Source organism: Streptomyces sp. NPDC091682 (genome assembly GCF_044756625.1).
GTDB lineage: Bacteria > Actinomycetota > Actinomycetes > Streptomycetales > Streptomycetaceae > Streptomyces.
The window spans coordinates 68,568-84,624 of record NZ_JBIVTH010000015.1 but is presented as its reverse complement, the minus strand read 5'-3'; the positions used below and the strand labels follow the sequence as shown (position 1 = coordinate 84,624).

At 73.1% G+C, this 16,057-nt stretch carries 19 protein-coding genes; 8 read left to right on the top strand and 11 right to left on the bottom strand.

Features of this window, described 5'->3' with window-relative positions:
- Nucleotides 1–7 precede the first annotated feature (7 nt).
- The 5 genes from ACIQK6_RS30290 to ACIQK6_RS30270 all read left to right on the top strand — a co-directional run bounded on the left by ACIQK6_RS30290 (nt 8) and on the right by ACIQK6_RS30270 (nt 5,485).
- On the top strand, nt 8–1,372 hold the full coding sequence (locus tag ACIQK6_RS30290; RefSeq protein ID WP_402695854.1) for an ATP-grasp domain-containing protein: 1,365 nt from the start codon (nt 8–10) through the stop codon (nt 1,370–1,372).
- A gap of 67 nt (nt 1,373–1,439) precedes the next feature.
- Nucleotides 1,440–2,741 (top strand): NAD(P)-binding domain-containing protein, encoded by a 1,302-nt coding sequence (locus ACIQK6_RS30285; RefSeq protein ID WP_329107856.1) that lies wholly within the window; start codon nt 1,440–1,442, stop codon nt 2,739–2,741.
- Nucleotides 2,742–2,765: 24 nt separating this feature from the next.
- On the top strand, nt 2,766–3,140 hold the full coding sequence (locus ACIQK6_RS30280) for a hypothetical protein (protein ID WP_329101124.1): 375 nt from the start codon (nt 2,766–2,768) through the stop codon (nt 3,138–3,140).
- A 12-nt stretch (nt 3,141–3,152) separates the two neighbouring features.
- Nucleotides 3,153–5,240 carry a SpoIIE family protein phosphatase gene (locus ACIQK6_RS30275; RefSeq protein ID WP_402695852.1) on the top strand — a complete coding sequence of 696 codons (2,088 nt, stop codon included), beginning with the start codon at nt 3,153–3,155 and terminating at the stop codon, nt 5,238–5,240.
- A 71-nt stretch (nt 5,241–5,311) separates the two neighbouring features.
- Nucleotides 5,312–5,485 carry a hypothetical protein gene (locus ACIQK6_RS30270; RefSeq protein WP_329101126.1) on the top strand — a complete coding sequence of 58 codons (174 nt, stop codon included), beginning with the start codon at nt 5,312–5,314 and terminating at the stop codon, nt 5,483–5,485.
- A 39-nt stretch (nt 5,486–5,524) separates the two neighbouring features.
- On the opposite strand, the gene ACIQK6_RS30265 is transcribed toward ACIQK6_RS30270, so the two are convergent.
- Complete coding sequence (locus ACIQK6_RS30265; RefSeq protein ID WP_402695850.1) at nt 5,525–5,962, bottom strand: DUF6299 family protein; 438 nt, start codon at nt 5,960–5,962, stop codon at nt 5,525–5,527.
- A 156-nt stretch (nt 5,963–6,118) separates the two neighbouring features.
- Between ACIQK6_RS30265 and ACIQK6_RS30260 the strand changes: the two genes are divergently transcribed.
- The gene (locus ACIQK6_RS30260) at nt 6,119–6,706 is read left to right on the top strand and encodes a hypothetical protein (RefSeq protein WP_329101130.1); all 588 of its coding nucleotides are present in this window, start codon (nt 6,119–6,121) and stop codon (nt 6,704–6,706) included.
- Between the two features lie 56 nt (nt 6,707–6,762).
- On the top strand, nt 6,763–7,257 hold the full coding sequence (locus ACIQK6_RS30255) for a DUF5949 family protein (RefSeq protein ID WP_030009737.1): 495 nt from the start codon (nt 6,763–6,765) through the stop codon (nt 7,255–7,257).
- Between the two features lie 87 nt (nt 7,258–7,344).
- On the opposite strand, the gene ACIQK6_RS30250 is transcribed toward ACIQK6_RS30255, so the two are convergent.
- Both ACIQK6_RS30250 and ACIQK6_RS30245 read right to left on the bottom strand, forming a co-directional pair.
- A complete protein-coding gene (locus ACIQK6_RS30250) occupies nt 7,345–8,598 on the bottom strand; it encodes a cytochrome P450 (RefSeq protein ID WP_329101132.1) in 1,254 nt (417 codons plus the stop codon).
- Nucleotides 8,599–8,733: 135 nt separating this feature from the next.
- A complete protein-coding gene (locus ACIQK6_RS30245) occupies nt 8,734–9,885 on the bottom strand; it encodes a low temperature requirement protein A (protein ID WP_402695848.1) in 1,152 nt (383 codons plus the stop codon).
- A gap of 314 nt (nt 9,886–10,199) precedes the next feature.
- On the opposite strand from ACIQK6_RS30245, the gene ACIQK6_RS30240 reads away from it, so the two are divergent.
- Entirely contained in the window at nt 10,200–10,412 is a 213-nt protein-coding gene (locus ACIQK6_RS30240) for a hypothetical protein (protein ID WP_329101153.1), read from the top strand.
- Between the two features lie 22 nt (nt 10,413–10,434).
- Here the strand turns inward: ACIQK6_RS30240 and mscL are convergent, their stop codons facing one another.
- The 8 genes from mscL to ACIQK6_RS30200 form a co-directional block, all read right to left on the bottom strand.
- Nucleotides 10,435–10,926 carry a large conductance mechanosensitive channel protein MscL gene (mscL, locus tag ACIQK6_RS30235; RefSeq protein WP_329101154.1) on the bottom strand — a complete coding sequence of 164 codons (492 nt, stop codon included), beginning with the start codon at nt 10,924–10,926 and terminating at the stop codon, nt 10,435–10,437.
- Nucleotides 10,927–11,049: 123 nt separating this feature from the next.
- A complete protein-coding gene (locus ACIQK6_RS30230; RefSeq protein ID WP_402695846.1) occupies nt 11,050–11,460 on the bottom strand; it encodes a hypothetical protein in 411 nt (136 codons plus the stop codon).
- A gap of 382 nt (nt 11,461–11,842) precedes the next feature.
- Nucleotides 11,843–12,052 carry an orotidine 5'-phosphate decarboxylase / HUMPS family protein gene (locus tag ACIQK6_RS30225; RefSeq protein WP_402695844.1) on the bottom strand — a complete coding sequence of 70 codons (210 nt, stop codon included), beginning with the start codon at nt 12,050–12,052 and terminating at the stop codon, nt 11,843–11,845.
- Nucleotides 12,053–12,092: 40 nt separating this feature from the next.
- Nucleotides 12,093–12,650 carry a carboxymuconolactone decarboxylase family protein gene (locus ACIQK6_RS30220; protein WP_329101160.1) on the bottom strand — a complete coding sequence of 186 codons (558 nt, stop codon included), beginning with the start codon at nt 12,648–12,650 and terminating at the stop codon, nt 12,093–12,095.
- Between the two features lie 95 nt (nt 12,651–12,745).
- Nucleotides 12,746–12,997, bottom strand: a complete 252-nt coding sequence (locus tag ACIQK6_RS30215) for a hypothetical protein (RefSeq protein WP_329101162.1) — start codon at nt 12,995–12,997, stop codon at nt 12,746–12,748.
- Nucleotides 12,998–13,029: 32 nt separating this feature from the next.
- Nucleotides 13,030–13,863, bottom strand: a complete 834-nt coding sequence (locus ACIQK6_RS30210; RefSeq protein WP_030009687.1) for an S-methyl-5'-thioadenosine phosphorylase — start codon at nt 13,861–13,863, stop codon at nt 13,030–13,032.
- Nucleotides 13,864–13,944: 81 nt separating this feature from the next.
- On the bottom strand, nt 13,945–14,265 hold the full coding sequence (locus ACIQK6_RS30205; RefSeq protein ID WP_329101164.1) for an FmdB family zinc ribbon protein: 321 nt from the start codon (nt 14,263–14,265) through the stop codon (nt 13,945–13,947).
- Nucleotides 14,266–14,332: 67 nt separating this feature from the next.
- On the bottom strand, nt 14,333–15,715 hold the full coding sequence (locus tag ACIQK6_RS30200) for an MFS transporter (RefSeq protein ID WP_402695842.1): 1,383 nt from the start codon (nt 15,713–15,715) through the stop codon (nt 14,333–14,335).
- Between the last annotated feature and the right edge of the window lie 342 nt (nt 15,716–16,057).

Here is a 16,057-nt window from a genome sequence, read left to right as displayed (position 1 = left end):
AGGTCCCATGGGGCGTTCGCGCTATCTGCACGCCGTGCATTCCGGGCCGGCGGGCGGGCTGGACCCCGAGGCGCCCGAGGCGCTGCTGGAGTGCCTGACCGGGGTGTCGGAGCGGATCGGTCGCCCGGCCGTGCTCATCGCCATGGACGACCTGAGCGCGATCGCCGTGTCGCGGGTCGCACCGGTGCTCCGCGAGCGTTACCGGATTCCCCATCAGCCCGACAACCTGCCCGCCCGGGTGGCCGACAAGGCCGAGCTGTCGCGGCTCTGCGCACGGTGGGACGTCCCGCACCCGGAGACCGTGATCCCGGCGAGCGGGGCCGAGGCGGCCGAGGCGGCCTGGCGGCTCGGCCTGCCGGCGATCGCCAAGTGGAGCCGGCCCTGGCTGCTGCCCACGGGGGTCGACGGGCTGCGCAGCACCACGCTCTTGCACACCACCGCCGAGGCGCGCCGGCTCTACGAGCGGTCCGCCGAGGCCGGGAGCAGGCTGCTGCTCCAACGGTTCCTGCCGGCCGGTCCGGACACGGACTGGTTCTTCCACGGCGCCTTCGCACGGGGCGGGCGGCCGCTGCTCGCGGGCTCGGGCCGCAAGGAGTTGTCCTGGCCGGTGCGGACGGGGCTGACGGCCGTGGGGCGCTGGCTGCCGGATCCGGCGGTGGAGGAGGCGGGGCTGCGGCTCGCCGAACGGCTGGGCTACCAGGGGATCTTGGACCTCGACTTCCGCCGCGACGAGCTGGGCTGCTTCCGCCTCGTGGACTTCAACCCCCGGCCGGGCGCGCAGTTCCGGCTCTTCGTGGATTCGGCCGGACTGGACGTCGTACAGGCGATGTACCTGGACCTGACGGGTCAGCAGGTCCCCCAGCCTTCCGGGGGGCCGGGCCGGGTGTTCGTCGCGGAGAACTACGCGCTGCTGGCGAGGGCCCGGGGCGGTTCGATGCCGCGCCGCCCGGCGGCGGTGCCCGCCGCGGATCCGGCCGGGCCGGTGGGGGCGTCCGCGTCCTCGGGCCCGGGCGCGGACCAGAAGTCGGCCCCGCAGCGGGCCCCACAGCCGTCCGCCGAGCGGCGGAGCGTCGAGACGGCCTGGTTCGCAGCAGACGATCCGCTGCCGTTCCTGGCGATGCTCGGCGCCCTGCTGGGGCGGGGCGCGGGCAAGGGGGCACGGGCGCTGCGCGGGGTCCCGGAGCAGGGTCGCCGGACGGCGCTCGCGGTCGTCCGCGCGCCCCGGCAGCGCGGCCGGAACGAGGAGCCCATCGGATCCGGTAGTGCCGGAGCCGCCGGCGGTGCAGGCGGCTCCACCGGATCCGCCGTGCCGGCCTCCCAACCCGTTCCGCCGGAGGCCCCGGCCGAGCCGGACGAGCTGGTGTCCCGATGACCAGGACCGTCACGGCGGACCGGGCCGGGCCGGTGACCATCGAGTTGGAGGAGCGGCGTTGACGCGGATCGACGATCTCGTGGTGATCGGTGCGGGCCCGTACGGGCTGTCGATCGCCGCCCACGCGGCGGCCGCGGGGCTCGACGTGCGGCTGTTGGGGCGGCCCATGGCCTCGTGGCGCGATCACATGCCCGACGGCATGTACCTGAAGTCGGAGCCCTGGTCGTCCAACCTGTCCGCGCCGGACGGGAGGCACACCCTGGCCGACTACTGCGCCACCCTCGGCACCAGTGCGGAACACGGCACTCCGCTGCCGATCGGCACGTTCAGCGCGTACGGGATGTGGTTCGCCCGGCAGGCCGCTCCCGAGGTGGAGGAGGTGACCGTGCTGGAGGTGACCCCGCAGGGCGACGGCTTTCGCGTGCGCACCGCCGAGGGACCGCCCCTGCTCGCCCGTGCGGTGGCCCTCGCGGTCGGGGTGATGCCCTTCGTCCGCCACCCCGAGGCGCTGGCGGACCTCCCGCCCGCGCACTACTCGCACAGCAGCGGCCACCGGGACCTGAGCCGGTTCGCGGGCCGTGAGGTCGCCGTGCTCGGGGCCGGGCAGGCGGCCCTGGAGACGGCGGCGCTGCTGGCCGAGCAGGGTGCCCTGCCCTGCTTGGTCGCCCGGCGCTCCCGGCTGAACTGGAACACCGTCCCGCAGCCCCTGGATCGGCCCCCGTTGCGGGCCCTGCGCGATCCCCACAGCGGCCTGGGCACCGGCTGGCGCAGTTGGGTGTGGTCGGAGCTGCCCTGGGCGGTGCGCCGGCTGCCCGCGCCCACCCGGGAGCGGATCGCGGCGACGGCGCTGGGGCCGGCCGGTGCCTGGTGGCTGCGGGACCGCTTCGAGCCGCGCGTTCCCGTCCTGCTCGGGCACCAGCTGCACCGGGCGGTGGCGGTGGGCGAGCGGACCCGGCTCGGGCTGACCACCCGGGCGGGGGAAACCGTGGTGCTGGACACCGCGCACGTCATCGCGGCCACCGGCTTCGTCCCGGAGCTGGACCGCCTCGAGCTGCTCGACGCGGGGTTGCGGGCGGCGCTGGAGACCGTGGGGGAGAGCGGGGCGCCGGAGCTGAGTTCCGGGTTCGAGTCCTCGTGGCCCGGACTGTTCTTCGCGGGGCTGCTGACGGCTCCCTCATTCGGCCCTTCCATGCGATTCGTACACGGCGCGGGCTTCACGGCGGGGAGACTGGTGAGAGGAGTCCGCAAGCGCCTCGGCGCCCGGGGTCCGCGGTCGGGTTCCTCTGGTGTCGCCCGGTCGGGCCGGGTCGTTTCCCCCGGGCCGCTTCCGGGGGTACCCCCAGGGCATCCGAAGACACATCTGCGGTGAGATCCGCGGAGAGAGGGGTCCGTGATGAGCTCGGAGCGAGCGCAGGGCCGCGGCTGGGTGCGCATTCCCGCCAGCCGCGGGGAACAGCCCGCCGGTCGGTCCAGGGCCACCGGGTACGACCACGTCGGGTACGACCACGTCGGGTACGACCACGTCGGGTACGACCACGCGGGGTACGACCGGGGCGGGTACGACCGAGCCGGGTACGACCACGCCGCGTACGAGGGTCCGTACGCGGCGCCCTACGCCGGCCCGTACGCGACGGCCTCCCACGCCGACCAGCCCACGATCTACCTCTCCGTGGTCAAGCGCTGGAGGGAGGCCGGACGCACCCTGCCGGGCCATCCCGACGAGGAGTGGGAGCGGCTGATCTCCCAGCCGTACTGGCCCGGCCGTTAGGTGGTGGGGAACGTGGCAGCGGCGGAACGGGACGGACCCGAGCCGGTCCGGCGGTCCCCCGTGACCGTGCCCGGGGAGCGGTTCGCGCTCAACGGCATGGGCAGTCTCGAATGGGACCTGGGTGCCGGGACGGTGGTGCTGGACGAGGCCGCGATGAAGGTCTTCGACCTGGGGCCGGAGGAGTTCGACGGCACCGTTCCCGGGGTCGGTCGGCGCATCCCGTCCGCGGACGGGCTCCGGCTGACCCGGATCGTCGAGGGCGTCCTGGCGGACGGCGGGGACACGTACGGCGCGTACTTCACGGTGAAGCGGCGCGACGGGCGCGACCAGTGGACGCACACCTCGGGCCGGGTGCTCCGGGACGGCGCCGGGCAGCCCGAGCGGATCGTGGGCATCGTCCGGGACGCGACCGCCGAGCTGGCCCACGCCACGCTGCTGCGCAAGCTGGAGGCGGCGCGCGCCCAGCAGACGACGATCGTGCAGCGGACCACGGAGGCCCTGTCGCGGGCGGTGACGGTCGACGACGTCACGGCCGCGCTGACCGGGGCGGGCGCGCTGGAACGACTCGGTGCGGACGGGCTGGCCCTGGGGCTGGTCGAGGGCGGCACCATCAAGATCATCGCACTGAGCGGGGAGTCCCTGGAGATCCTCAGCGAGCGCCGGTTCACCCGACTGGACGGTTCGCTGCCGCTGTCGCACGTGGTGCTCACCCGGCAGGCACGTTTCGTCAACTCGCTCGCCGACCTCGGCGGCGAGTTCCCGCTCCTCGCGGACTACCTGAACCGGATCCGGTACGACGCCGCCGCCTACCTGCCGCTGATCGCGCAGGCCAAGGCCATCGGCGGGCTGGTCCTCTTCTACCGGCGGCGCACCGAGTTCAGCCCGGAGGAGCGCAACCTCTGCCTGGGCCTGGCGGGCATCGTGGCCCAGTCCCTCCAGCGGGCGCTCCTCTTCGACCAGGAGCGGGAGTTCGCGACCGGCCTGCAGGCCGCCATGCTGCCGCGCCGGATCCCGGAGATCAGCGGCGGGGAGATCGCGGTCCGCTACCACGCCGCCTGGAGCGGGCGGGAGGTCGGCGGGGACTGGTACGACGTGATCGCGCTGCCCCGCGACCGCGTGGGCGTCGTGGTGGGCGACGTCCAGGGCCACGACACGCACGCGGCGGCGATCATGGGCCAGCTGCGGATCGCGCTGCGGGCGTACGCGGGGGAGGGCCATCCGCCGTCCACCGTCCTGGCGCGGGCCTCGCGCTTCCTCGCCGAACTGGACACCGAGCGCTTCGCCACCTGCATGTACGCGCAGGTGGACCTGGAGACGGGCGGCGTACGGGCGGTTCGTGCGGGTCACCTCGGACCGCTGATCCGGCACACGGACGGGCGTACGGGCTGGCCCAAGGTGCGCGGCGGCCTGCCGCTCGGGCTGGCCTCGCTCTTCGAGTACGAGGAGTTTCCCGAGACCCGGCTCGACCTGGTACCCGGGGAGACCCTGGTGCTGTGCACGGACGGCCTGGTGGAGGAGCCGGGCACCACCATCACCGCCGGGATGGACGCCCTTGCCCAGGCCGTGCGCAGCGGCCCCCAGGGGGCCGCGGCACTCGCCGACCACCTCTCCGACCGGCTCTGGGAGCGCTGGGGTTCCGGGGACGACGTGGCCCTGCTGGTGCTGCGCCGGGCCCCCGACCCGGGAACCCACCGGGCGCCGCGCATCCACCAGTACGTCCACCAGGCCGATCCGGAGGGCCTCTCGGAGGCCCGCTACGCCCTGCGCCAGGCCCTGCGCGACTGGGGCATGCCGGAGCTCGCCGACGACGTGGAGCTGGCGGCCGGGGAGCTGCTGGTCAACGCGCTGCTGCACACCGACGGCGGGGCGGTGCTGACGATGGAGGTGCTGCCGGAGCCGGTCCGGCGCATCCGGCTGTGGGTCAAGGACCGCTCCAGCGTGTGGCCGCGCCGGCGCACCCCGGGCGAGGCGGCCACCACGGGGCGCGGGCTGCTGCTGGTGGACGCGCTGTCCACGCACTGGGGCGTGGAGTCCCGGGGCGACGGCAAGGCGGTGTGGTGCGAGTTCGACGCCGGGGGCAGCCCGCGGAACACGAGGTGACGGCCCGGACACGTCGAGTTGTGGGCGGCGGGAGCCGGGGCGATGATGCCGACCATGGAACGGAACGCGCTGTGCGCAGGCTGAGCAGGGGCGCCGTGACCGGCATCCTCGCCGCGCTCCTGCTGGCCGCCGGAGTGCCGACGGTCGTGGACCGGACGACGGGACGGCCGCACGCGGACTCCGGGTGCCGGGGGGTGGCCTTCATGTCGATGACGGGCGTCGCGCCCGAGTGCCGGTCCCGGTAGCGGCGGCTACCGGGAAGGCGTCACGGCCGCGCACGGGCTTCAGTGCTTGCGGACCTTGACGCCCTGCCTGTCCTGGGCGACCGTGGTGACCGACCTCGGCATCAGGCCCGACAGTTGGACCTCCTGGAGCTCGGCGGTGACCACGGCGCGGCCCGGGCGCACGTTCACCCAGCGGCCCGGGGCCGTGGCCACCCACCGGCGCTCCGTGCCGTCACAGACGGCCTGCTCCGCGCCGATGCTCAGCCGGCCGCCCTCGTGCTCGACGGTCGCCTTGATCTGCATCGCCCCCGTGGGTGAAGCCTGCTCACAGTGGTACGACCCGGAAAGGGTGAGGGTCCCGTCGCCCGCGACGTACGCGTCGTGATGTACGGAAATGCCTTGATTGAAAACCGTGGCGCCGGCCGGAGCACAGAACAGCGTGGTGGCGGCCAGCGCGGAGAAGGCCACCAGGGACATTCGGCGGGGGGAGATGCGCATTCTTCCTCCAAGGGGTGTGGACGGCGGTATTCCGCCGGAACGCATTGTGCTGGCAGGTGGACGTGCGCACGTGATCCGCGCGCTCGTGTCGTTGTGTGCAATTACCTGCTCGGGCGCGTGAAACTGGCCGGAATCACGCCCCCGAAGGGATCTTGCATGCGCCAGCCCGCCCGCCCCCTGCCCGTCCTCGCCCTCCTCCCGGTCCTGCTGTTCGGTGTCACCGCCTGCCAGAGCGCCGCGGAGCGGGGTGCGCTCGCGCCCGCCGCCGGGCCGGCGGTCCTGGTGGACGACGGGGCACCGGGTGGGAAGGCGCCCGGACGGCCCGGCGCGAAGGACGCCCGTGTGGGTGGCACCGCACGGTTGCACGGCAGCCAGTTCGGCCGGCACCTTCAGGTCGCGCTCGGGGCCTTCGTGGACCCGGCGATCAGCGTGGACAAGAACTTCGCCCCGCCCGCCGGGAAGCGCTGGGTGGCCGCCTCGATGTCCTTCGTCAACGTGGGGGGTGCCTCGTACGGGGCGCTCGGACGCATGTGGGCGCACGACGGCGCGGGGCGGCGTCATCCGGTGGTGAAGAGCGGCGAGCTGACGACCGGCAAACCGATCGTCTTCGATTCCCTGGAGGTCGGTGAGCGGGCCGAGGGATGGGTGGTGTTCGAAATTCCGGAAAGCACGCGCATTGTGCGGATCCAATACCAGGATGCGAACACGCGGGCGAATTCCGGAGAGGGTTTCTGGGCCGTCTAGCCCGCCCGGGTGACGGGCCGTGAAAGGCTCGCCGAAGAGACCACTAGGGTGCGCGCATGACTTCTACTCAAGCCGAAATCGACCGGTCCCAGCTCGGCACCCTTTCGGTGCTCGCCTGGATCGGAGACCCCGAAGAGGCGCACGACATCCCGTACCTCCTCGCCTACACCCTCGGCGATGGACCGCAGGGCCGGGAGGCCGGCGAGGCGGCCGCCCGCGGGCTGCTGGAGGAGATCGGCCTGCCCATCGGCGACGTGGTCATGGACGGCACCCTCAAGGCGGCCACCTTCCCGGTGCAGATCCTGCTGGAGGGCAACCAGATCGCCCTCACCCTGCCCGGGATGAACGCACGCTGCACCGCCCCCGACGAGTGGGTCGCCGCGGCGGACGAGAGCGGGCAGGCGTACTTCCTCTTCGCCACCCGCGCCTGGCCCGAGGCGGTTCCGGGCCAGCCGGTCGCGCCGGAGACCCTGCAGGCCTTCGCGGGCGACGAGTCCGTGCTCACCAGCAGCGCCCACTGCGTCCTCGCCGTGCGGCGCGTGCAGCGGTAGCCACAGACCGGGTGCCGCCACCACCCGCTCCGGCCGCCGGGCCCCCAGCCTGCCCGGTGGCCGGTTCCGCTTCACCCGGGGCCGTGGTCAGGGCCGTTCGAAGGCGAACCGCAGCGAGCGGACCCGGTTGTCGAAGTTCGACCCCGCCAGGTCCGGCAGACCCACCGCCCGCAACCCGATCGGCCGGGTCAGCAGCTCGTGGAAGAGGGCCCTCATCTCCACCCGGGCCAGGTGCGCGCCCAGGCAGAAGTGCGGGCCGCCGCCGCCGAACCCCAGGTGCGGATTGGGTGAGCGGGTGATGACGAAGGCGTCCGGGTCGGGGAAGACCGCCTCGTCGCGGTTGGCGGAGGCGTAGTAGAGGACCACCTTGTCGCCCGGCCGGAACACGTGCCCGTCCATGGTGTGCTCGGCCGCCACGGTCCGGCGGAACTGGATGATGGGCGTCGAGTGCCGGATCATCTCGTCCACCGCACCGTCCGCGTACTTCTCGAAGTCCGAGAGCAACAGGTCCCGCTGGTCCGGATGGTCGGTCAGCAGGGACAGCCCGTGGGTGATCGCGTTCCGGGTGGTCTCCACCCCGGCGACCATCAACAGGGAGAAGAAGGCGCCGAGCTGGCGGGCCCCGAGGGCCTGGCCGTCGACGTTCGCGCACACCAGCGCCGAGATCAGGTCGTCGGTGGGGTGCTTGCGCCGCTCCCGCCCGATGCCCGCCACCATCCGCTGCATCCGGGCGAGCGCGCGCAGTCCGCGCCCGGGCATCCGCAGCCGTGAGCCCAGGCCCCGCTCCACACCGATGTTCTCGGAGGCGTGGTTGACGCGGTCGGCGATCTCGGCTCGGTAGCGCTCGGGGATGCCCATCATGTTGCAGATGACCTCCAGGGGCAGCCGCGAGGCCACGGCCGAGACGAACTCGTCGGGCTGATCGGCCAGTACGTCGTCCACGATGCGGGCGGCCACGGCGTGGACGTCCGCCTCGGCGGCCGCCAGCAGGCGGGGCGTGAAGGCCCGCTGCACGATCTTGCGCAGCTGGGCGTGGTCGGGGCCGTCCAGATTGACCATCGAGTCCCCGAACAGGGCACGCACCCAGCGGGCCGGTTCGGGGGTGGTCACGCCCGGGGCACTGGCGAAGACCTTGGGGAGGCGGCTGGCCTCCTGCACCTGGGCGTGGCGGACGAGGGCCCAGTGGCCGCGCCCGGATCCTTCGGGGACGAACACCGGGCCCCCGACCGCACGCAGCCGGGCGAAGGCTGCGAGTCGGTGGGCGGGGGGCTGCTGCCAGAAGCCTGGCTCGGCCAGCTCCCTGCCGGGGTCGGTGCCGTGGCGTTGTGCCGGGAGTGTCATGGCAGGGCCTCCAGTCGGTGCGCGTCGTTCTGCGCTGGAGAACGGCGGCGGGGGCGCGGGAGTGACGGTTCGGTGGGGAGCGCGTGCGGGTGCGGGAGTGCGGCAGGAACGTGCGGGTGCGGGCGGCCCGGGGAGTCAGACGGCGGCACCGGTGGCCGCACCGGCCCGTGTGGACAGGGTGAGGCCGACCGCCACCGTCAGCACCCCGACGAGGCCCGCCCACAGGACGGCGTACGTCCCCGACCAGGTGCAGGCGAGCGTCACGAGCGCGGCCACGGGCAGGACCAGCTGTTGGGCGGGGCCGCGCTTGAAGTGGCGGGAGTGCAGCAGCCACACCATCAGCAGGAACAGCGCGGTCGGGACGGTGACGGAGGCGTTCGCGGCGACCTGGGAGATGTGCGCCTTGCCCACCGCGTGCTCGACCGCGACCTCGATGCCGGCGCCGATCGCCGCACCCGAAAGGAAGATCAGCAGGTGCCCGTAACCCCAGGGGATGGCCTCGCGGTTGGAGTTCAGGTGCTGGTGCATCGGTACGGCGAAGTAGATCCACCACGCGGCGAAGACGATCAGCAACCCGCCCGCCGCGATGGGCAGCAGCTGGTCCAGCGCCTCGTGCTCGTCGATCGCGGACTTGACCGCCACCGTGGCCGCGGCGATCGTCTCGCCGAGCACGATGATGGTGAACAGGCCGTACCGTTCCACGATGTGGTGGGCTTGCCAGGGCGTCTGGTGCCCGCGTTCGGCGATCACCGGAACCGCCAGCTCGGCGACGAGCAGGACGACGAACAGCCAGCGCTTCAGGTCGTCCGGGACGAACAGCAGCCCGATCCAGCCCAGCTGGCAGATCACCAGTCCGGCCGCGTACTTCAGCGCGGAGGCCCGGGCCTCGCCCTGCCCCCCGGAGGCGGCCCGCAGCCACTGCGCCGTCAGGGCGACGCGCATGATGATGTAGCCGGTGACCGCGACCGCCCAGTCGTTGTCGTCGAAGGCCCGGCTCACCCCGGCCGCGTACACGAGCACACCGGCGATCTGCACGAGCGTCGCGATCCGGTAGGGGGCGTCGTCCACGTCGTACGCCGAGGCGAACCAGGTGAAGTTCATCCAGGCCCACCACACGCCGAAGAAGACGAAGAAGTAGCCGACCACCCCGGCACCGGGGTGGCCCTCCGCGAGCGAGTGCACCAGCCGGGCGCCGGCCTGGGCGATGGCGACGACGAAGCAGAGGTCGAAGAACAGCTCCAGCGGGGTGGCCGCACGGTGGAGCTCGTCGGGGCTGCGAGCAGTCATGGGGGAGTAGGCCATACCGGCCAGGAGACCAGAGTCGGGCACTTCCGGGAGGGCGGACGCGCGGCCCGCGCGGCCCGTGTGCCCCGGGCGGATGCCAGGTGCGGTCCGCGGCCCCGGAACGGTCGCGGACGGCGGCGGGCGCCGTCACCGGACCCTCATCGACTTCCGTGCCACGTGCCCGGCGGTGTGCCGGTGGTCCCGCGCCCGCCTCGCAGCCGGGGCACCAGGCCGGACCCGGCCGGACCGGGCCGGGGGACGGGCCGGGGCCGGGGCGGGGGACGGGCCGGGGCAGCGGGCGGCCGTACCCTGGAGGCATGAGCAGCGCCCCCGCCCCCGACCCGCAGGCCCCGCGTACCGCCCCCGCGGCCGACGCGCCGCGGCCGAAGCCCAGGCTGGTCTTCGACGACCCGCTGGACCAGCAGTCCTCGGACGACACCGACCGGGGCTGGGGCGAGCGGCCGCCCGCCGGCGGAAGCGCGGCCGACCTGGCCCGCTTCCTCGACGAGAAGCCCCCGCACCACGTCTGACCGGCCGAGGCGGCCGGAGGGGTCAGAAACCGTTGCGCGGACCGGTGGGGGCCGTGCCACCACCGCGCTGCGCGACCAGAGCGTCGCGGATCTCCTTCAGGAGCTCCAGCTCGGTGATCTCGACGACCTCGTGGGCGCCTTCCTTCGCCTTGCGCCGGGCCTCCTGCTTGGCGAGGTACTTCGACATCGGCAGCACCATCAGGAAGTACACGACCGCGGCGGTGATGACGAAGGTCAGCGTCGCGTTCAGCACCGTGCCCCAGAGGATCTCCACACCCGTCGGCTGGCCGTCCGGGCCGATGGCGCAAGGAGCCTTGAGGCAGGACTTGTAGCCTTCCAGGCTCTTGGTGCCGACCGCACCCACCACCGGGCTGATGATCCCCTTGACCACCGAGTTCACGATGTTCGTGAACGCGGCGCCGATGACCACGGCCACCGCCAGGTCGACCACATTGCCGCGCATCAGGAAGGCCTTGAAGCCTGCCAGCACGCTCTCCTTCTTCTTCTCGCTCACGACTGAGCCTCTCTTCGCATCTGCCGAACACGGAGCCAACGGTTCCGAAAGCTACGGCAGTCCGGGCGCGGCGTGTCCAATGGGCCCCCACCTCGAGGTGAATTGACTGACCGCGTGTGCGAATCAGCACAACGTCACCGCCAGTCGCGTCGTGGCTCCCGCGCCCACGAGATCCCGCGCCGTGTCCCGCGGAACGGACAGCACCACCAGCGCCCCACCGTCCCCAACACCCTTCTCGGGACCGGGGACTTCGGCGACCAGCGCCCCCGCGGCCACCACCCGCGGCGGCCCGGTGCGCTCCGCCGCGACCACGTCCACCCGGTCCCCCGGCCGCAGCAGCCGCACCGTCGCCGCGTCAGCGATGCGCACGGGCGCCGACACCGTCCGCACCGCGGCGGGCGGCGCCGCACGCCCCGCGGCCCGCACCTCGGGCCGCGGGGCGCCCCGCGAGGCCTGTGCCTCCGTCCCGCCCACCGCCACGGCCGCCGCCACGACGGCCAGCGCGGCCGAGGCGGCCCGCCTCCGTCGTCGCACGGCCCGGCGCAGCCGGTGCCCGCCCCGCCCCACGCGGAGCGGCGGGAACGGAGGGACCGGGCGCGCGGGGGGACACGCGGAGGACGTCGCGCACGCGGCGGGAGCGGGAGCGGCGCGGGAAGCGGAGGAGGCGCAGGGGAGGGAAGGAGGGAGGGAGAGAGCCGAGGAAGGGGAGGAAGGGGAGGGAGGTGCGGGAGTGGAGGAGGCGGAGCAGACCGAAGGGGCCGCGGGAGTACGGGACATGACGAACACCACCAGACCGAGTGAGTTGCTGTGCCCGGACCCGGCGCCCGGACACGTCTCACGATCCGGCCTCCCGGGGAATCCCGTCGGAGCCTGTGGACGATCCCCAGCTTGTGGACAACCCCGTCACCCGCACGAGTCAGCCGGCGGTGGCCCGCACCCGCCGCAGCGCGGCCACCGGGTCCGCGGCCCGGGTGACCGACCGGCCCACCACGACGTGCGAGGCCCCGGCCGCGAAGGCGGCCCGCCGCGCCCCTGGCCGGGCGTGCCCGCCCGCCGTGCCCTCCGGCGCCAGGACCACCCCTGGCGTGACGATCAGCCGGTCCGGCCCCAGGAGTCCGCGCAACACCCGACCTCCCGCGTCATCGAGTTCATCGGGGTCATCGAGGTCACCGTCCGGCGGGAACCTGGCAGGACTCCGCGAAGCCCTGACTGGTCAGGCCGAAGGCGCTGTTGACGCGCGAGCGCCAGTTCTCCAGCGCGACCATCGCGGTGAGTTCGACGAACGCCTCCTCGCCGAGCCGCGCGATCAGCTCCCGCGCGAGCTCGTCCGTGACCGCCGGCTCGGTCTCCGTCATGGCCTCGGCGTACTCCATGACCAGCAGTTCCAGCTCGGTGAACACCTCACGGGCCTCCCGCCACTGCGGCACCCGCTCGATCTTCTCCGTCGGCACGCCCAGCTCGTGGCCCTCCCAGTAGCCGAAGTCCATGCACCACGAGCAGTTGATGCGGGCCGCCGCCGCCATCACGGCGAGGTGCTTCAGCCCGCCGTCGAGCGCGTTCCACTTGGCCGCGCTCCGCTCCAGCCGGACGTACGAGAGGAGCACGCGCGCGTGGTGACCGTAGGCCTGCCCGGGGTCGAGCACCTTGCCGTAGGTGCGGCGCGAGTACCAGGCCCCGATCCGCATGAGCAGGGTGCGGGGCGGGGTGAGCGAGATACGCGGCATGACAGTCATCTCCCTGGCCGGGGCGGTCTTCGTTTCCGCCGTCACCAGGGAGGACCGGACAGCCGCGCCGGATGTGACAGCCGCCGGGCCCTTTTCTAGGCGCCTCCTCCGCCGGGCGCCGCGGGCGCGATTCCGGGCGCAATTCCGGGCGCGATTCCGAGCGCGCCGAGGAGCCGTTCCGCGAGGTCCTCCGCGAAGGCCTCGGAGCCGGTGAGGACGGCCCGCACACCCTCCGGGTCGGCCGTCAGTCCGCCGGCGGCCGCCCAGTCGAGCGCGCCCGCGAGGGCCGCATCGACGGGGAACCGGTCCACGGGTATCTCGTAGTCCTCGGCCGTGGGGAACGCCACTGACAACGAGGCCGGGTTGCCGCCAGCAGGGGCTAGGGCAGCTCGATGCCCAGGTCCCACCCGTCGTGCGCGTGCGTGCACAGGCAGGCCCGGGTCTCGGTGGCCGGCAGGGCCGCCACCGCGTCGAAGAGGACCTCGCGCAGCCGCCCGACGTTCTCGCCGAACACCTTCAGGACCTCGGTGTGGGAGACGCCCTCGCCGGTCTCCGCGCCCGCGTCCAGATCCGTGACCAGGGCCATCGAGGTGTAGCAGAGCCCCAGCTCACGGGCGAGGACCGCCTCCGGGTGCCCGGTCATGCCGACCACCGACCAGCCCGCCGCCGCGTGCCACCGCGACTCGGCGCGCGTCGAGAAGCGCGGCCCCTCGATGACGACCATGGTGCCGCCGTCCACCGGCTCCCAGTCCCGCCCGCGGGCCGCCGCCAGCGCCACGGACCGGCCCACCGGGCAGTACGGGTCGGCGAAGGTGGTGTGCACGACGTTCGGCACGGAACCGTCGGGCAGCGGCTCGCCGTCGAAGAAGGTCTGGGCGCGGGCCTTCGTACGGTCGACCAGCTGGTCGGGAACGAGCAGCGTGCCGGGCCCGTACTCGGCCCGCAGACCGCCGACCGCGCACGGGCCCAGCACCTGGCGGACGCCGACCGAGCGCAGGGCCCACAGGTTCGCCCGGTAGTTGATCTTGTGCGGCGGGACGGTGTGGCTGCGTCCGTGCCGGGGCAGGAAGGCCACCTGGCGCCCGGCCAGCTCACCGACGTAAAGGGAGTCGCTCGGGGGTCCGTACGGGGTCTCCACCTGGATCTCGGAGACGTCCTCCAGGAAGGAGTAGAAGCCCGAGCCGCCGATGACACCGATCTCTGCGTTCACCATGCGGTCCACCCTAAGGCCCTGCCGTGGGCATGCCGAAGGCCCCGCTGCCGGCTGGGGCGGCGGGGCCTTCGGGGGAAGCGATCAGGCGGCCGACGTGGAGCTGCTGCTCGTCGAGCTCGACGACGTCGAGGAGGACGAGGCGGCAGGAGCGGCGGCAGCGGTCGACGTCGAGGACGACGAGGAGCTGGACGACGGCTTCGAGGCAGGGGTGCTGCTCGACGACGCGCCACGGCTGTCGTTCCGGTAGAAACCGGAGCCCTTGAAGACGATGCCGACCGCGGAGAACACCTTCTTCAGGCGTCCGTCGCAGCTCGGGCACACGGTCAGTGCGTCATCGGTGAACTTCTGCACGGCCTCAAGGCCCTCACCGCACTCGGTGCACTGGTACTGGTAGGTCGGCACGAATTTCCTCCTGGCACTCTGACTCAATGAGTGCTAACGACGCTCCATGGTGACGTATTCCGGCGGATCAGTCCACCGTCACCGGCACGCGGTGACCCATCCCACGCTCGTTCACCCGGTTACGGGAGGTCGTCGAGGGGGTGGCGCGGGTGGTAGCCGGGGCCTTCGGCTCCGTCTTCACGGGGGCCGCGGGCGCGTCCTCCTGCGCGGAGGCGTTCACGATCCGGCCCGGGGTCTTCGGAGCGAGCCGCGCGCGCAGCGCCAGCAGGGCGGTCAGCGCGAGGGCCGTGGCGCCCATGGGCACCAGGAAGCCGAACGAGGATCCGTGCGCGTCCGTCAGGCGGCCGGCCAGGATGACGGCGACGGCCTGACCGAAGGCGATCGAGCCGGTCAGCCAGGTGAAGGCCTCGGTCCGCGCATTGGCGGGGACCAGCTGCTCGACCATCGTGTAGCCGGTGATCAGTGCCGGGGCGATGCACAGGCCGACGACCAGGCCGAGTGCGCCCAGCACGATCATCGAGTTCGCCGCCCACAGGACGGAGGCGGCGGCGGTGAGGCCGACGTAGCCCAGGATCAGTCGGCGACGCGGGCCGATCTTCCAGGCGACGGCGCCCATGGCGATGCCGGCGATCATATTGCCCGCGGCGAAGACCCCGTAGAGCAGGCCGTTGGCGCCGGGGTTGCCCATCTCGTTGGAGAAGGCGGCGAGCGAGACCTGCATGCCGCCGAAGACGGCGCCGATCCCGAGGAAGGCGAAGATCAGGACGCGCAGGCCGGGGAAGGACAGCGCGAAGGCGCGCTTCTCGCCGGTGGCCGACGGGGCGTGCGTCTTGGGCTGGCTGGCCCGCTGGGCCGCGAAGAGCAGGCCGCCGAGCAGGGTCAGGGCGGCCTCGGTGACCAGACCGGCCGCCGGGTGGACGCCGGTGCACAGCGCGGTCGCCAGGACCGGGCCGACGACGAAGGTGAACTCGTCAGTGACGGACTCGAAGGCGGCGGCCGTCGGCAGCAGCGGCGAGCCCTCCAGCGTGGCGGCCCAGCGCGCCCGGACCATCGGTCCGACCTGCGGCACCGAGGCACCGGTGGGTACGGCGGCCAGTGCCAGCGCCCAGACCGGCGCGTCCAGCAGCGCGAGCGCGGCCAGGCCGGTGACGGCGGCGGAGTGCGCGAGGACCACGGGCAGCAGGACGGCGGTCTGGCCGAAGCGGTCGGTGAAGATGCCCATCAGCGGGGCGGACAGCGCCATGGAGATACCGGTGACGGCGGCGACGATGCCGGCGCTGCCGTAGGAACCGGTGGTGTGCTGGACCAGCAGCAGGATGCTGATCGTCAGCATCCCGAAGGGGAGCCGTGCTGCGAAGCCGGGGAGTACGAAGCCGAGGGCGCCGGGAGTGCGCAGGAGCTGTCCGTAACCGGGGCGGGCGGACGAGTCGGACGTGACCGCGGATGTCACGGCCTTGCCTTTCCGCTGCCTGGTAGAGCGTCCCCGTCTGCGGACGGTGCTTCGCCTTGTGAGCGGCCGCACCCGTACATGTGGGAGCCCCGAGAGCTGTCCTCTTGCGCAGAACCGAGTGATACCTGGGCGCCCACGTCGGGGTGGTGCCACGGCCGCTTTGCGGTCGCGCCAGCTCTGCGTCAGGCAGAGTTGGTTCGATCTGGTGTGCCTTCATCGTACAGGGAAAGCCACTACCACGCCCTGTGAATTCGGTGACAGGGGGTGTCTTCGCCTGGGATTAACGGCCGCTTCGCAGGTAAAGAGCCCGGAAAAGCAGGCAAAGGCGGGCATATCTCAGCG

Bases quoted from the DNA above. Each gene is read 5' to 3' on its own strand.
- ACIQK6_RS30290 (WP_402695854.1), top strand. From the start codon at position 8: ATGGGGCGTTCGCGCTATCTGCACGCCGTGCATTCCGGGCCGGCGGGC.
- ACIQK6_RS30220 (WP_329101160.1), bottom strand. From the start codon at position 12,650: ATGCCGCGTATCTCGCTCACCCCGCCCCGCACCCTGCTCATGCGGATC.
- ACIQK6_RS30280 (WP_329101124.1), top strand. From the start codon at position 2,766: ATGAGCTCGGAGCGAGCGCAGGGCCGCGGCTGGGTGCGCATTCCCGCC.
- ACIQK6_RS30255 (WP_030009737.1), top strand. From the start codon at position 6,763: ATGACTTCTACTCAAGCCGAAATCGACCGGTCCCAGCTCGGCACCCTT.
- ACIQK6_RS30245 (WP_402695848.1), bottom strand. From the start codon at position 9,885: ATGACTGCTCGCAGCCCCGACGAGCTCCACCGTGCGGCCACCCCGCTG.
- ACIQK6_RS30260 (WP_329101130.1), top strand. From the start codon at position 6,119: ATGCGCCAGCCCGCCCGCCCCCTGCCCGTCCTCGCCCTCCTCCCGGTC.
- ACIQK6_RS30210 (WP_030009687.1), bottom strand. From the start codon at position 13,863: ATGGTGAACGCAGAGATCGGTGTCATCGGCGGCTCGGGCTTCTACTCC.
- ACIQK6_RS30265 (WP_402695850.1), bottom strand. From the start codon at position 5,962: ATGCGCATCTCCCCCCGCCGAATGTCCCTGGTGGCCTTCTCCGCGCTG.
- ACIQK6_RS30240 (WP_329101153.1), top strand. From the start codon at position 10,200: ATGAGCAGCGCCCCCGCCCCCGACCCGCAGGCCCCGCGTACCGCCCCC.
- ACIQK6_RS30250 (WP_329101132.1), bottom strand. From the start codon at position 8,598: ATGACACTCCCGGCACAACGCCACGGCACCGACCCCGGCAGGGAGCTG.